Here is a 13,768-nt window from a genome sequence, read left to right as displayed (position 1 = left end):
GAACATTTTTCCAACGCTGCCCTCCGCGGGACCATGATGGCGGCGGCTTGCGCACAGGCATTCCCGCTGCTGCGGTAAACGATCGGTGAATTTTGGCGGCGGTTCCGGGCAAGATTGCGACGGCTTCGCATGCGCCGGAGCCGCTCGGAGCTGCGACGCTTCAGAGCTGCGACTCCAGCGGCAGGAAGCGGATCGCCCCCGCGATCAGGCGACGCAGCATGCCGGCGTCGGGCTCGCGCCGTAAGCGCCGGACGGTTCCGTTCATCCGGTCATGCCAGGCGGGCCTGCCTTCCTCGAGCAGGACACGATAGCTTCGCCCCGGCGATGTCTCCTCGTCGAATATCGCCTGAAGCTCGGCTGCGAGCGCCCGATCGGAGAAGATGACCCCCATCTCCGTGTTGAGCGAGGCGGAACGCGGATCGAAATTCATCGACCCCACGTAGCCGACGAGGCCGTCGACGACGAATGCCTTCGTATGGAGGCTCGCATTGCGCGCGCCGAACAGCGACATGCGATGACGGTCGACGAAATCGCCGCGCTCCTTCATCTCGTAAAGCTCGACGCCGGCCCGCAGCAGGCCCTTGCGGTATTTCATATAGCCGCCGTGCACCGCCGCCACGTCGGTCGCGGCAAGCGAATTCGTCAGCACCGCCACTTTCGCCCCTTTGCCCGCCAGCTGCGCCAGCTGGCGCGTGCCCTCCACACCCGGGATGAAATAGGGCGAGATGATGCGCAGATCGTCCTTCGCGCGGTTGATCAGCGGGAAAAGCTCGCGCAGCAGCCAGTTCTGGCGCTTTTGCAGCAGGGCCTTTTCCGGCGGATCGAAGGCGATGCGGACCTGCGAACTGCGATGGAGGGGGCGGCCGCCCCAGTGCGGCCCCTTCCGGGCCGTCCGATCGGCCACCCTTTCCAGGTAGAAGCGCGCGGCGGCGGTGCGCGCCAGCGCATCGAGCGTCTCCCTCAAAGCCGGCAGGTAATGCTTGCGCGGCGTTCTGAGCGCCGCGATGGGCAGGACCGAGGCGCTGTTCCAATAGAGGTCGAACATTTCCGTCGCCTGGTCGACGACCGGGCCCGTCATCCAGACATCGAGGTCACGGAAGTTCGAGTGCTCGGCCGCGTCGAAATAGGCGTCGCCGATGTTGCGGCCGCCGGCAATCGCCAGCCGGCCGTCGGCGATCCACAGTTTGTTGTGCATCCGGCGCGTGGCACTGAAGGCGCGGATCGCCATCTCGAAGCCGCGGCGGAAGCGATCGGTGCGCGCCCGGCTCGGGTTGAAGAGACGCACCTCCACGTTCGGATGGGCGTCGAGCGAGATGCACAGGCGGTCGTGGATGCCGGCGTTGATGTCGTCGAGCAGCAGCCGGACGCGCACGCCGCGATCGGCCGCAGTGATGATCTCGCGCGTCAGCAGAAAGCCGGTCAGCTCGTCCTTCCAGTAATAATATTGCAGGTCGAGGCAGCGGCCCGCCCGGCGCGCGGAATGGGCGCGAGCGACGAAAGCGTCGATGTTGTCGGATATGAGGGCAACGGCGCTCTCGTTGGCGGCGGCGGTCAGAAGCGGAGCGACGTCCTCGTCGATGCCGGTCCTGTCTCCGCCGACCGGCAGCGCGAAGGTGGGCTTGATCCGAGGCCGGCGCCCGAACCGGCCATAGACGTAGAGGGCAGCGGCGAAGACGAGCGCCACGAGGACCGCAAGAAGGAGCGCAATCCAGGACCACATCACATCAGCCTTGGGCAGCTACGCCGTCTCCGCGTCGATCAAGCCGGAACGGCGACCATCATCATCCTTGTGGGCGGCCTTCAGGTCGATCGACGCCTTGACCGGCAGATGATCCGATGCCACCCGCGCCAGCGGCGTATCGTGCACCTCGACGGACGTCACCAGATGATGCGGATTGCCGAGCACCCGGTCGAGCGGCAGCAACGGAAAGCGCGACGGGAAGCTCGCGACCGCCGCATGGGAGGGGTCGAAGGTGGGGCTCAGGAACTTCAGCGAAGAGCGCCTGCCCATGCGCCACTCATTGAGATCGCCAATGAGCAGGGTCGGCCGACCGGCGGAGTCCGCCGCCACCTCCAGGAGCGTTTCGGCCTGCCGCGCGCGGGAGTGGCGCAGCAGGCCCAGATGCGCCGCGATCACCCTGAGCGGCCCGGCCTTGAGGTCGAGGTCGACCACGAGGGCGCCGCGCGGCTCGACGCCGGGCAGTTTCAGCTGCCGCACGTCGGAGACGGCGCCCTCACGGATCAGAAGGACATTGCCGTGCCAGCCGTGGCCCTTCTCGGAAAAAGCGGAGATTGGCACGGAGACAAGATGCGCCTCGCGGCGCAAGTGCTCGAGATCGAGCAGCCCGGCGCGTTCGCCGAAGCGCTGGTCGGCCTCCTGGAGGGCGAAGATGTCCGCTCCGATTTCGCCGATGACCTGCGCGGTTCGCCCCGGATCGAAGCGACCGTCGGTGCCCACGCATTTGTGGATGTTGTAGGAGGCGATCACGATGTCGCCGCGGCTCACGGCGGCGTCACGATTGACGACGGTCGGCCGTCGCTTCCGGATCGCCGCGATGATGCCCGCGGATAAACTGCTCTGCGCCTTTGCCATGCCGCTCCCTGCTTGCTGCCGCATCATGCTCAATTAGGTCGGGCGGTGCCAACGAAAAAGTGCGCCCTGCCACTTTGTTTCCTTGCGCCGACCCAAATGCCGATTGCCCTTGCGGTGCCGGCACCCGGCGCAATAGAGATGCGGAGAACCAAGCGATCTCACCCGTATCCGGAAGAGTCGATCTCATGTCAGCAGCCTCTGCCATCGCAATCAACGGCCCGGCCCGGCGCGTTTCTCTCGACGTTCGCAATCCGGACTTCTTCCGAAACCCGCTTCCAGCCTATGCGGCGATCCATGCGCAATGCCCGGCCTTCTTCTGGGAAGAACGGCAGCAATGGTACTTCGCAGGCTACGACCAGGTGAACGGCCTCCTGCGCGACCGCCGCTTCGGCCGGCAGATCCTGCATGTCGCAACGCGCGACGAGCTCGGCATGCCCGAGCCGAAGCCGCATCTCAAGGATTTCGACGCGTTGGAGGCGCATTCGCTGCTCGAACTGGAGCCGCCGGCACACACGCGCCTGCGCACGCTCGTCAACCGTGCCTTCGTTTCCCGCCAGATCGAGCAGCTGAGGCCGGAGATCGCGGCGCTCTCGCATGCGGTCATCGACGGCTTCGAGAAGGGTGGCGAGGTCGAATTGCTGAAGACCTATGCCGAGACCATCCCCGTCACCATCATCGCGCGCATGCTCGGCATCCCGACGGAGGCGGCGCCACGGCTTCTCGACTGGTCGCACCGCATGGTGAAGATGTACGTCTTCAACCCGAGCTTCGAGACCGAGCTCGACGCCAACCAGGCCTCGGCCGAATTCGCCGATTACCTGAAGGGCATCATCGCGAAGAAGCGGGTGCGGCCGGCGGACGACCTGCTCACGCACATGATCACCGCGGAGAAGGACGGCGAGCGGCTGTCGGACGCCGAACTGATCTCGACGACCGTGCTGCTTCTCAATGCCGGTCACGAGGCGACGGTGCACCAGATCGGCAATGCGGTCTGCACGATCCTGCGATCGGGTTTCGCCCCCGCCGAACTCTTCGCGAGCGAAGACGCCACCGAACGAACGGTCGAAGAATGCCTGCGTTTCGCCGCCCCGCTGCACATCTTCGAGCGCTATGCGCTGACCGACATCGAACTCGAGGACGGCATCGCCCTCAAGAAGGGCGACAAGATCGGGCTGATGCTGGGCGCCGCCAATGTCGATCCGCGCAAGTTCTCCGCACCCGGCACCTTCAGGCCGGACCGGGACGAAGGCGCCAACCTCTCGTTCGGCGCCGGCCTGCATTTCTGCATCGGCGCGCCGCTTGCGCGGCTGGAACTCAAGGTCTCCCTACCGATCCTCTTCGAACGGCTGCCGGGGATGCGGCTGAGACACGAGCCGCCGGTCAAGGACAGCTTCCATTTCCACGGGCTGGAGCGGCTCGATCTGGTCTGGTAGCTACGGCAGGGACGGTCTGGATGCCGTTCAAATTCCGTTAAGCATAAAAGCTTATTGGCCTTTGGACGAAATGCCACGGGAGCCTGCCGATGCCGCCGATCAAGTTCAAGAGCCTCATTGTCATCGGCCTCGCCTTGAGCGGCTGCCAAAGCGACCTTGCCATGGTCGCAGATACGGCTCTTCGGGAGCTGCCGCGGTATCCGGCCGTTCAACAACCCGATCCCTCTCGACCGACGCCACCGTCCAACCCGCCGACGCCCCCTTCCACGCCACCCGTGGAGACCGTGGCGGAAAAGCCCAATTGCGGCGCCGATCTGCAAGCCAGGCTGAAGGCGCCGGGCGCTAACGCCATCCCGGTCGCCTGCAGCCTTCGCCTCTCCTCCTCGGACGTCATCACCCATCCGCTCGTCTTCGAAGGGAGTGCTGCTTACGGGTCGGTTCTCGATTGCGGCGGCGGCACGCTCGACGTCAGCGCCGGCGAGTCCCGCAAGCAGAAGACCGCCGTCGCCGTGCGTTCGAAGAAGAGCGCTTCCGGCGCCTGGGACGCACCGTCGGGCGTCACCATCCGCAATTGCAGGATCAAGGGCTTCGTCAGGATTTACGGGCTGGGGGAGAACGCCAATGGCGAGACGATGAAGGCATCGTCGCGAAACCCCGGCCACACCGCATTCGCCCAGGCTTCCGCGCCCAGGAACATCCGGCTCGAGAACGTGAGCTTCGACGCCCCCGACGGCATTCCCCTCTATGTCGGGCCGGGCGTGACCAGTGCGGCTCTCGTCAATTCCAAGGTCGGCGGCAAGTCGAGCTCGGTCGCCATCTATCTCGACGCCGAGTCCGCCAACAACACGATCAGCAACAATGTCTTCGGGATTTCGACGGAGAGCCGGGAGTTGATCGCGATCGACGGCTCGGCGAACAACAGGATCACCAACAACACGTTCGAGCATGCCGAGAACGGCGGCATCTTCCTCTATCGCAATTGCGGCGAAGGCGGCGTGATCCGCCACCAGAAACCGCAATACAACCAGATCGTCGGCAACACTTTCCGCTATCGGTCGTCGTTCCTCGCGCAGCCGGCCGTGTGGCTGAATTCGCGCAACGGCGGCCGCAGCTACTGCTTCACCGATCCGGCCTATCCCTTCGGCAGCAGCGCCAGCAACCGCGATTTCGCCCAGAACAACGTGGTGCGCGACAACAAGCTCGAAGGCGGAAGCGAAAGCCTGATCCGCAACGACGATCCGACGAACGACGTCGGCGCGAACAGGGCAACGGGCGGCTGGTAGTCTCGGGCCCTGAATAGCCAGCCTAGACCCGGATCACGTATTCCTTGCGAGTCGTTTCAACGACTTCCCAGGTTCCCTTGAAGCCCGGTCTCAGGACCATGCTGTCGCCGGCCCCGAGGTGGACGGCTTCTCCGCCCTCCTCGGTCACGATCGAGCGGCCCGTAAGGATGTGGAAATACTCCCATTCGTCATAGACGATCAGCCATTTTCCGGGCGTCGATTCCCAGACGCCGGCATAGAGGCCGCCGGGCGCTTCCTCCAGATTCCAGGTCCGGAACTCAGGGGTTCCGGAAATCAGCCGGTCGGCTGCCGGCGCACCGACCTCGGCCTCGGCCGAAGTGAGAGCGAATTGCAACATGTGGCTCATCGAAGCCTCCGTTTTCAACCGGCTCAGGCCTTCGCCAGCGCCTGTTCCAGATCGGCGATGATGTCGGCGACGTCCTCGATGCCGATCGAGAGGCGAATGACATCCGGGCCCGCACCGGCTGCGACCTGCTGCTCCGGCGTGAGCTGCCGGTGGGTGGTCGAGGCGGGATGAATGACGAGCGAGCGGGTGTCGCCGATATTGGCAAGATGGGAAAACATCTCCAGCGCCTCGACGAAGCGTTTTCCGGCCTCGTACCCGCCGGCAAGCCCGAAGGTGAAGACGGCCCCTGCCCCCTTCGGCGAGTAGCGCTTCTGGAGCGCGTTGTTCGGATCGTCCTCGAGCCCGGCATAACGAACCCAGGACACCTTCTCCTGATCCTTCAGCCATGTCGCCACCGCCAGCGCATTGTCGCAATGGCGCTGCATCCGAAGCGGCAGCGTCTCGACGCCGGTCTGGATCAGGAAGGCATTGAAGGGCGAGATCGCCGGTCCGAAATCCCTCAGGCCCAGAACACGCGCAGCGACGGCGAAGGCGAAGTTTCCGAAGGCCTGGTGCAGCACGATGCCGCCATATTCCGGCCGCGGCTCGGATAGGAGCGGATACTTGCCGGACTTCGACCAGTCGAAAGTGCCGCCGTCGACGAGGATGCCGCCCATGGAATTGCCGTGGCCGCCGATGAACTTGGTCAGCGAATGGACGACGATGTCGGCGCCGTGTTCGAGCGGCCGCACCAGATAGGGCGTCGCCATGGTGTTGTCGACGACGAGCGGCAGCCCGTACCGGTGCGCGATCTCTGCGATCGCGGCGATATCGACGAAGGTGCCGCCCGGATTGGCGAGGCTTTCGATGAAGATTGCCTTCGTGCGCTCATCGATGCGGGCCTCGAAGCTCGCCGGATCGGACGAGTCCGCCCAGCGGACCTGCCAGTCGAAGGATCTGAAGGCCTGCCCGAACTGGTTGACGGAGCCGCCGTAAAGCTGCCTGGCAGCGACGAAATTGTCGCCAGGCCCCATCATCGTGTGGAAGGCGAGCAGTTGCGCGGCATGTCCCGAGGCGACCGCCAATGCGGCGGCGCCGCCCTCGAGGGCCGCGATCCGCTCCTCCAGCACCGCCTGCGTTGGGTTCATGATGCGGGTGTAGATGTTGCCGAACTGCTCAAGGCCAAAGAGCGCGGCCGCATGGTCGGCATCCTCGAAGACGAAGCTCGTCGTCTGGTAGATCGGCGTTGCCCGCGCGCCGGTTGCCGGGTCCGGCTGTGCTCCCGCGTGAACCGCAAGCGTGCTGAAGCCGGGGCCGGATTTCGTCATTGCTTCCTCCAAAAGTCGAGCGCGACAAGGATATGTGTGGGCAGCTTCGGTCCCGCTGCGCTTTCAACAACCGATCAGCCGATGAGCCGCGGATATTCGATTGCCGGGCAGCGGTCCATGACGACCTTGACGCCCGCCGCCTCGGCCTTGGCCGCGGCCTCGTCGTCGCGCACCGACAATTGCCCCCAGATCACCTTCGGCAAGGACGGCAGGGCCAGGATCTCGTCGACGAGCGCGGGCAGAGCGTGGGCCGCGCGAAAGACGTCGACCATATCGATCGGTTCGCCGATATCGGCAAGCCGCGCCACCACCGGCTGATCGAGGATCATGCGTCCGGCATGGCCGGGATTGACGGGAATGACGTGATAACCCTTGCGCAGCAGGAAGGCCATGACGCGATGGCTCGGCCGCTCGGGCTTCGGCGAGGCGCCGACGAGCGCGATGGTCTTCGTCTCACGCAGGATGTCGGCGAGATAGAAATCCGGGTAGGCGTCGTGGTTCATGCTTGCATATCCAGGCGCTCCTTGGTGATACGCGGATAGTCGAGGCCGCGCCGCGGTTAGTCAACCGAGCCGCCCATTTTCGGCCGGCATTTGCACCGTTTCGTTGCCGGTCATCCGGATTCCGGCCGGGATCGGGCGAAATCGGTTGCATTTCCGCCGTAGCAAGGCGACAACCGCTACAGCGTCGCGCGTCTTATCGGACGCGCATAAGGTCGCTGCACTTTGAATTGCTGCATGTCTTCGTCCGTAAATCGAGGTCGATTCAAGGAGACATGCGGTAGAGCTTCCTCCACGTCCCGCCGAGGTCCATCTTGCCGCTCGATGTCATTGTGCTCGTCCTTTTCGGGGCGCTGCTGCACGCGATATGGAATGCGCTCGTCAAATCAGGTTCGGAAAAGTCGCTGGACGCGGCGATGATCGCCCTCGGCGCAGCGACGGTGGCGCTTCCCTTCCTCCCCTTTCTGCCGCTGCCGCAGCCGGAAGCCTGGCCCTACATCGTCGTGTCGGCGCTGTTTCAGTTCGCCTATTTCCAACTGGTGGCGGCCTCCTACCGCGCGGGAGACATCGGTCTCGTCTATCCGCTGATGCGGGGCGTGGCACCTCTCATCGTCGCGGCAACCAGCAGCATCGTCATCGGCGAGACGCTGACCGGAGGGGCGCTCGCCGGCATCCTGACGATCTCGGCGGGGGTGCTGACGCTCGCCTTCGAATCCCGCAACGGCGGCAGGCACGCGATCATGCTCGCCCTCATCAACGCCTGCGTGATCGCCAGCTACACCTATGTCGACGGCATCGGCGCGCGGCTTTCCGGCAACGCGATATCCTATACGCTGTGGATGGCGCTCCTGCCGCCGGTCCTGCTCTTCGCCTGGGCTTTCGCAAGCCGCGGCGTGCGGCCGGTGGCGCGGCATGTCGGCCGGCACTGGTGGCGCGGCCTGATCGGCGGCGGCGGATCGCTCGCGGCTTACGGCCTGGCGCTTTGGGCGATGACCAAGGCCCCGGTCGCCACCGTCGCGGCCCTCCGGGAAACCTCGATCCTCTTCGCGGTCGTGATCTCGGCCGTCTTTTTGAAGGAACGGGTCAGCATCTGGCGCGCCGCCGCCGCCTGCGTCATTGCGCTCGGCGCCCTGCTCCTGAGGCTCGCTTAGGGCGGGATGCGCTCACATGCGTTCGCGCCGCCGCTCTATCTTTTTGTTTTTGCCGCATCTGCGCGACGTCAGGTGATTCCACCTGACTGCAAAATGCTCAAGAACGACGCGATGCTTCCCGGCTACTCTTCGTTCCATTCCGGCATGCGCTTGCCGAGAAAGGCGCCGATGCCCTCTTCGGCATCGCTGGCGAGCATGTTCTCGACCATGACGCCGACCGCGTAGTCGTAGGCCTCCGCCACGGGCATGTCGGCCTGCCGATAAAAGGCTTCCTTGCCGATCTTCAGCGCCTGCGGCGATTTCGAGGCGATCACGGAAGCATATTTGTCGACCACCTGCCGCAGATATTGCTGCGGCACGATGCGGTTGACGAGCCCGAAGTCCTTGGCGGTTCCGGCATCGATCGTCTCGCCGGTCAGCAGCATCTCCATCGCCTGCTTGCGGTGCGCCGCGCGCGTCAGCGCCACCATCGGCGTCGAGCAGAAGAGCCCGATATTCACGCCGGGCGTGCAGAAGGTCGACGTGTCGGTGCAAATTGCGAGGTCGCAGCTTGCGACCAGCTGGCAGCCGGCCGCCGTCGCGAGGCCGTCGATCTCGGCGATCACCGCCTGCGGCAGCTTGCCGATCTTCAGCATGATTTCGGCGGCAAGGCGGATGGTGCGCTCGAAGAAGGCCCGGCCCCGATCGGCATCGGCGCGGTGCTGCGTCATCTCCTTGAGGTCATGGCCGGCGGAAAAGAGCTTGCCGGCGGCGGCGATGACGACGACCTTGATCTCCTTCGATGCGGCCGCCGCGTCGAGTGCGGCGAGCAGCGCTTCCATGAGCGCGATCGACAGCGTATTGGCGGGAGGATTGTTGAGCGTCAGCCGCAGGACAGGGCCGCTCACCTCGCGCAGCAAAGGACCGCTCGGCTCTTCCTTCCTGAATGAAACGACGTGCGCCATGGTGTTCTCCCGGTATCCGCAAGACGACCCGTGGTACGCCGCCCCGGCCGGCCTTTCAACCCCGCGCCGCGGGATCGATTTCAAGAAGCGTGATCCGGGACGCGGGCGGAGCGGCGCGGTCCCAGACCATTTTCCAGCTTGCGCGAAGCTCCCGGACGTCGTGTAAGGGGCAAGACGGAGGGCGCGATGACTTTGCAGCCGATCATGACCGTCGAGGAGCTCAATCGCTTTCTCGACACCGATTTCCCGCAGGTGCACACGGACGGCAAGGTCTTCGCCGTCACGGATACCGGCCCCGGTTTCGCGACGATGCGGCTCGATCCGAACGAGCGCCACATTCGGCCGGGCGGCACCGTTTCCGGGCCGACGCTTTTCGCACTCGCGGACGTCTCGGCCTATATCGCGCTGATCGCCCATATCGGTCCGGTCGCGCTCGCGGTCACGACGAACCTCAACATCAACTTCCTGCGCAAGCCCGAGCCGGAGCCGCTCGAATGCACCTGCCGGATCCTGAAACTCGGCAAGCGGCTTGCCGTTCTCGACGCCGCGATCACGCCCGTTGCGGGCGACGAACTGGTTGCCCACGCCACCGCGACCTACTCGATTCCGCCCCGTTGATTTGTGGTATTAAGAAACCACATAGCCAACATGCTGATTTTGTTTGCTTTTCTTTCGCGCCGTTCAGATCGGCGCTCTTGACCTTGTTTTCCCGCTTCCGTATAAGCTGCGGCAGAACGCGGTCCGATCGGGCCGCCTTCTTTTTTGGCCTCATCCGGGTCAAAGCAAGCAACAAGAAACGCCCGGTTCGTTCCGGGTCCAACGAAAGAGTTTAGACATGGCAACCTTCGTTCAGAAGCCTGCAGAGGTGGAGAAGAAGTGGATCCTCATCGACGCCGAAGGCCTCGTTGTCGGTCGCCTCGCTTCCATCATCGCAAACCGCCTGCGCGGCAAGCATAAGGCCACCTTCACGCCCCACGTCGACGACGGCGACAACGTCATCGTCATCAACGCCGAGAAGGCCGTTCTCACCGGCAAGAAGTACACCGACAAGAAGTACTACTGGCACACCGGCTATCCCGGCGGCATCAAGGAGCGCACCGCGCGTCAGATCATCGAAGGCCGCTTCCCGGAGCGCGTCATCGAGAAGGCCGTCGAGCGCATGGTTCCGCGCGGCCCGCTCGGCCGTCGCCAGATGAAGAACCTGCGTGTCTACGCCGGCTCCAACCACCCGCATGAAGCACAGCAGCCGACAGTCCTCGACGTCGCCAAGCTGAACAGCAAGAACACAAGGAGCGCCTGATAATGGCCGACCTCTCCGCTCTCAAGGACATCGCCACGACCGCGGAACCGGCTGCTCCGGTTCACGTCAAGAAGGTCGACGCGCAGGGCCGTTCCTACGCGACCGGCAAGCGCAAGGACGCCGTCGCCCGCGTTTGGGTCAAGGCCGGCTCCGGCAAGATCACCGTCAACGGCAAGCCGTTCTCGGCCTATTTCGCCCGTCCGGTCCTGCAGATGATCCTGCAGCAGCCGATCGTCGCAGCGGCCCGTGACGGCCAGTTCGACATCGACGCAACCGTTGCCGGCGGCGGCCTTTCCGGCCAGGCCGGTGCCGTTCGTCACGGCATCGCCAAGGCGCTCACCTACTTCGAACCGGGCCTGCGCTCCGTTCTGAAGCGTGGCGGCTTCCTGACCCGCGACAGCCGCGTCGTCGAGCGCAAGAAGTACGGCCGTGCAAAGGCACGCCGTTCGTTCCAGTTCTCCAAGCGTTAATCGCGCTCAGGGATTACGAGATCGAAAGGCGGGGCTTTCAGCTCCGCCTTTTTTCTTTTGCGGATCGATCATGGGAGCATCGAATGCCCTTCGCCAAATTGCCTGCCCCGCCCTACTACGTCGTCTGCTTCTCTTCCGCCCGGACAGACGGCGACAACGGCTATGGAGAGATGGCCGAAGCCATGGAGGAATTGGCGCGCGAGCAGCCCGGCTTTCTTGGCGTCGAGAGCGTTCGTGGTAGTGACGGCTTCGGAATCACGAATGCCTACTGGAGCGATGAAGATTCCATCCGAGCCTGGAAGAGAAACGTCGATCATCTCGCTGCTCAAAAGCAGGGCCGTGCCGAATGGTACCGCCACTACGAGGTGCGCGTGGCGCGCGTCGAACGCGCCTATGGCCATAGCAAGGCGGAGGGCTGACCATGGCTCCGAAGACCATCGACCACGCCGTCACCACCCGCTCGCTTCATAGCGCGGCCACGGACCCGACTCATGCCGGCGTGCTTTCCTTCATGCGGCGGAAATATACCAAGCAGCTCCAGGGCGTGGACACCGTCGTCTGGGGCATTCCCTTCGATGCCGCCACCTCGAACCGGCCGGGCGCCCGTTTCGGTCCGCAGGCGATCCGCCGCGCTTCGGCGATCTTCGACAACGACCCGCAATATCCGTTCGAGCGCGATCTCTTCGCCGACATGGCGACGATCGATTACGGCGACTGCCTCCTCGATTACGGCAACCATGCCAGGACGCCGGCAACCATCGAGCGGGATGCGGCAAAAATCCTGACGTCGGGCGCCTACCTGCTGACGCTCGGCGGCGACCATTTCGTCACCTATCCCATCCTCAAGGCCCATGCGGCACTGCATGGCCCCCTCGCCCTCGTCCAGTTCGACGCCCACCAGGATACCTGGCCGGACGAGAAAGGGCGCATCGACCACGGATCCTTCGTCGGCCGCGCCGCTCGCGAAGGGCTGATCGACGTCGAGCGCTCGATCCAGATCGGTATCCGCACGCACGCCCCGGAGGATTGTGGCATCCGCATCGTCTACGGTTACGAGGTGGAGGAGATGCGCGCCGAGGAGATCGCCGACACGATCGTGCGCCATGTCGGCAGCCATCCGGCCTACCTGACCTTCGACATCGACTGCCTCGATCCTGCCTTCGCTCCCGGCACCGGCACGCCTGTCGCCGGCGGCCCCTCGAGCGCGAAGATCCTGTCGGTCCTGCGCAAGCTCGGAGCGCTTCATGTCACCGGCAGCGATGTGGTCGAGGTGGCGCCCGCCTATGATCACGCCGACATGACCGCCATTGCTGGCGCGACCATCGCCATGTATATGCTGGGCCTGCGCGCCGAATGGCTCGCGGAACGACGCGGCTGAGCGCCGCGTTGACAAACAGATTCAATTCGATGCCAGGCTGATTCCGGAAAGTTCCGTAAATGTCTGCGGGAGCAGGAAAAATCATGAAACCGAAGATCTTCATCGATGGCGAACACGGCACCACGGGCCTGCAGATCCGTGCACGCATGGCCGGTCGCACGGATCTCGAACTCCTGTCGATCCCGGAGGCGGAACGCCGCAATGCGGCAATGCGCGAAGAGCTCCTGAACGGCGCCGACATCGCCATCCTCTGCCTGCCCGACGATGCCTCGCGCGAGGCCGTCGCCATGGTCGCCGGCAACAACCGCGTGCGCATCATCGATACCTCGACCGCCCATCGCGTCGCGCCCGATTGGGCCTACGGCTTCGCCGAGATGGACAAGGCGCAGCCGGCGAAGATTCGCGATGCGCGCCATGTCGCCAATCCCGGCTGCTACCCGACCGGGGCGATCGCCCTGATCCGGCCCCTACGCCAGGCCGGCATCCTGCCGGATGGTTATCCGGTCACCGTCAATGCGGTTTCGGGCTACACCGGCGGCGGCAAGCAGATGATCGCGCAGATGGAAGACGAGAGCCATCCCGACCGCATCACCGCGCCGCATTTCCTCTACGGGCTCACCCTCAAGCACAAGCACGTGCCGGAGATGAAGATGCACGGGCTTCTCGAGCGCGCGCCGATCTTCGCGCCGTCCGTCGGCAAGTTCCCGCAGGGCATGATCGTTCAGGTGCCGCTCTATCTCGAGGAGCTCGCCCCCGGCGCGACGCTCGAAAGCATCCATGCCGCCCTCGTCGCCCACTATGCCGGCCAGTCGATCGTCGAGGTCGTGCCGCTTGACGAAAGCGCCAAGCTCGCGCGGATCGATGCGACCGCGCTCGCCGGCAAGGACACGATGAAGCTCTTCGCCTTCGGCACCGACGGCGGCGCGCATGTCAACCTGGTGGCGCTGCTCGACAACCTCGGCAAGGGCGCCTCCGGGGCGGCAGTCCAGAACATGGATCTGATGCTTTCCGCCTGATAGGGCGGAGAAGAACCGGGAGCCCG

General features: G+C 64.7%; 15 protein-coding genes. 9 read left to right on the top strand and 6 right to left on the bottom strand.

Annotated features, from left to right (window positions below):
- Positions 1–160 precede the first annotated feature (160 nt).
- Together ATB98_RS23935 and ATB98_RS23930 are read right to left on the bottom strand one after the other, a co-directional pair.
- Entirely contained in the window at positions 161–1,720 is a 1,560-nt protein-coding gene (locus tag ATB98_RS23935) for a phospholipase D family protein (RefSeq protein WP_066878224.1), read from the bottom strand.
- A gap of 18 nt (positions 1,721–1,738) precedes the next feature.
- Positions 1,739–2,593, bottom strand: coding sequence for an endonuclease/exonuclease/phosphatase family protein (locus tag ATB98_RS23930; RefSeq protein WP_066878222.1), 855 nt, complete (start codon positions 2,591–2,593; stop codon positions 1,739–1,741).
- A 185-nt stretch (positions 2,594–2,778) separates the two neighbouring features.
- On the opposite strand from ATB98_RS23930, the gene ATB98_RS23925 reads away from it, so the two are divergent.
- Both ATB98_RS23925 and ATB98_RS23920 read left to right on the top strand, forming a co-directional pair.
- Positions 2,779–4,026 (top strand): cytochrome P450, encoded by a 1,248-nt coding sequence (locus tag ATB98_RS23925; RefSeq protein WP_066878220.1) that lies wholly within the window; start codon positions 2,779–2,781, stop codon positions 4,024–4,026.
- 89 nt (positions 4,027–4,115) lie between these two features.
- Positions 4,116–5,309, top strand: coding sequence for a right-handed parallel beta-helix repeat-containing protein (locus tag ATB98_RS23920; protein WP_066878218.1), 1,194 nt, complete (start codon positions 4,116–4,118; stop codon positions 5,307–5,309).
- A gap of 22 nt (positions 5,310–5,331) precedes the next feature.
- Here the strand turns inward: ATB98_RS23920 and ATB98_RS23915 are convergent, their stop codons facing one another.
- The 3 genes from ATB98_RS23915 to ATB98_RS23905 all read right to left on the bottom strand — a co-directional run bounded on the left by ATB98_RS23915 (position 5,332) and on the right by ATB98_RS23905 (position 7,486).
- Positions 5,332–5,676 carry a cupin domain-containing protein gene (locus ATB98_RS23915; protein WP_066878216.1) on the bottom strand — a complete coding sequence of 115 codons (345 nt, stop codon included), beginning with the start codon at positions 5,674–5,676 and terminating at the stop codon, positions 5,332–5,334.
- Positions 5,677–5,699: 23 nt separating this feature from the next.
- Positions 5,700–6,983: an O-acetylhomoserine aminocarboxypropyltransferase gene (locus tag ATB98_RS23910; RefSeq protein ID WP_066878214.1), complete on the bottom strand. Its 1,284-nt coding sequence runs from the start codon at positions 6,981–6,983 to the stop codon at positions 5,700–5,702.
- Between the two features lie 74 nt (positions 6,984–7,057).
- Entirely contained in the window at positions 7,058–7,486 is a 429-nt protein-coding gene (locus tag ATB98_RS23905; protein ID WP_066878212.1) for a CoA-binding protein, read from the bottom strand.
- Positions 7,487–7,797: 311 nt separating this feature from the next.
- On the opposite strand from ATB98_RS23905, the gene ATB98_RS23900 reads away from it, so the two are divergent.
- Positions 7,798–8,634 carry a DMT family transporter gene (locus ATB98_RS23900; RefSeq protein WP_066878210.1) on the top strand — a complete coding sequence of 279 codons (837 nt, stop codon included), beginning with the start codon at positions 7,798–7,800 and terminating at the stop codon, positions 8,632–8,634.
- Between the two features lie 122 nt (positions 8,635–8,756).
- Here the strand turns inward: ATB98_RS23900 and ATB98_RS23895 are convergent, their stop codons facing one another.
- The gene (locus ATB98_RS23895) at positions 8,757–9,578 is read right to left on the bottom strand and encodes an enoyl-CoA hydratase (RefSeq protein ID WP_066878208.1); all 822 of its coding nucleotides are present in this window, start codon (positions 9,576–9,578) and stop codon (positions 8,757–8,759) included.
- Between the two features lie 186 nt (positions 9,579–9,764).
- Here ATB98_RS23895 and ATB98_RS23890 point away from each other — a divergent pair, with 186 nt between their 5' ends.
- The 6 genes from ATB98_RS23890 to argC all read left to right on the top strand — a co-directional run bounded on the left by ATB98_RS23890 (position 9,765) and on the right by argC (position 13,742).
- Positions 9,765–10,196: a PaaI family thioesterase gene (locus ATB98_RS23890; RefSeq protein ID WP_066878205.1), complete on the top strand. Its 432-nt coding sequence runs from the start codon at positions 9,765–9,767 to the stop codon at positions 10,194–10,196.
- Between the two features lie 217 nt (positions 10,197–10,413).
- A complete protein-coding gene (rplM, locus tag ATB98_RS23885; protein ID WP_064240798.1) occupies positions 10,414–10,878 on the top strand; it encodes a 50S ribosomal protein L13 in 465 nt (154 codons plus the stop codon).
- Positions 10,879–10,880: 2 nt separating this feature from the next.
- A complete protein-coding gene (rpsI, locus tag ATB98_RS23880; protein ID WP_064240799.1) occupies positions 10,881–11,348 on the top strand; it encodes a 30S ribosomal protein S9 in 468 nt (155 codons plus the stop codon).
- A gap of 83 nt (positions 11,349–11,431) precedes the next feature.
- Positions 11,432–11,767, top strand: a complete 336-nt coding sequence (locus ATB98_RS23875) for an antibiotic biosynthesis monooxygenase family protein (RefSeq protein WP_066878203.1) — start codon at positions 11,432–11,434, stop codon at positions 11,765–11,767.
- 2 nt (positions 11,768–11,769) lie between these two features.
- On the top strand, positions 11,770–12,726 hold the full coding sequence (speB, locus tag ATB98_RS23870; protein ID WP_066878201.1) for an agmatinase: 957 nt from the start codon (positions 11,770–11,772) through the stop codon (positions 12,724–12,726).
- A gap of 83 nt (positions 12,727–12,809) precedes the next feature.
- Complete coding sequence (argC, locus tag ATB98_RS23865) at positions 12,810–13,742, top strand: N-acetyl-gamma-glutamyl-phosphate reductase (protein ID WP_066878199.1); 933 nt, start codon at positions 12,810–12,812, stop codon at positions 13,740–13,742.
- The last annotated feature ends 26 nt before the right edge of the window (positions 13,743–13,768 follow it).

Origin of the sequence: Sinorhizobium saheli (assembly GCF_001651875.1) — a bacterium.
GTDB classification, from domain to species: Bacteria; Pseudomonadota; Alphaproteobacteria; order Rhizobiales; family Rhizobiaceae; genus Sinorhizobium; species Sinorhizobium saheli.
The sequence above is the reverse complement of the archived record's forward strand: the minus strand, read 5'-3'. Positions and strand labels throughout refer to the sequence as shown.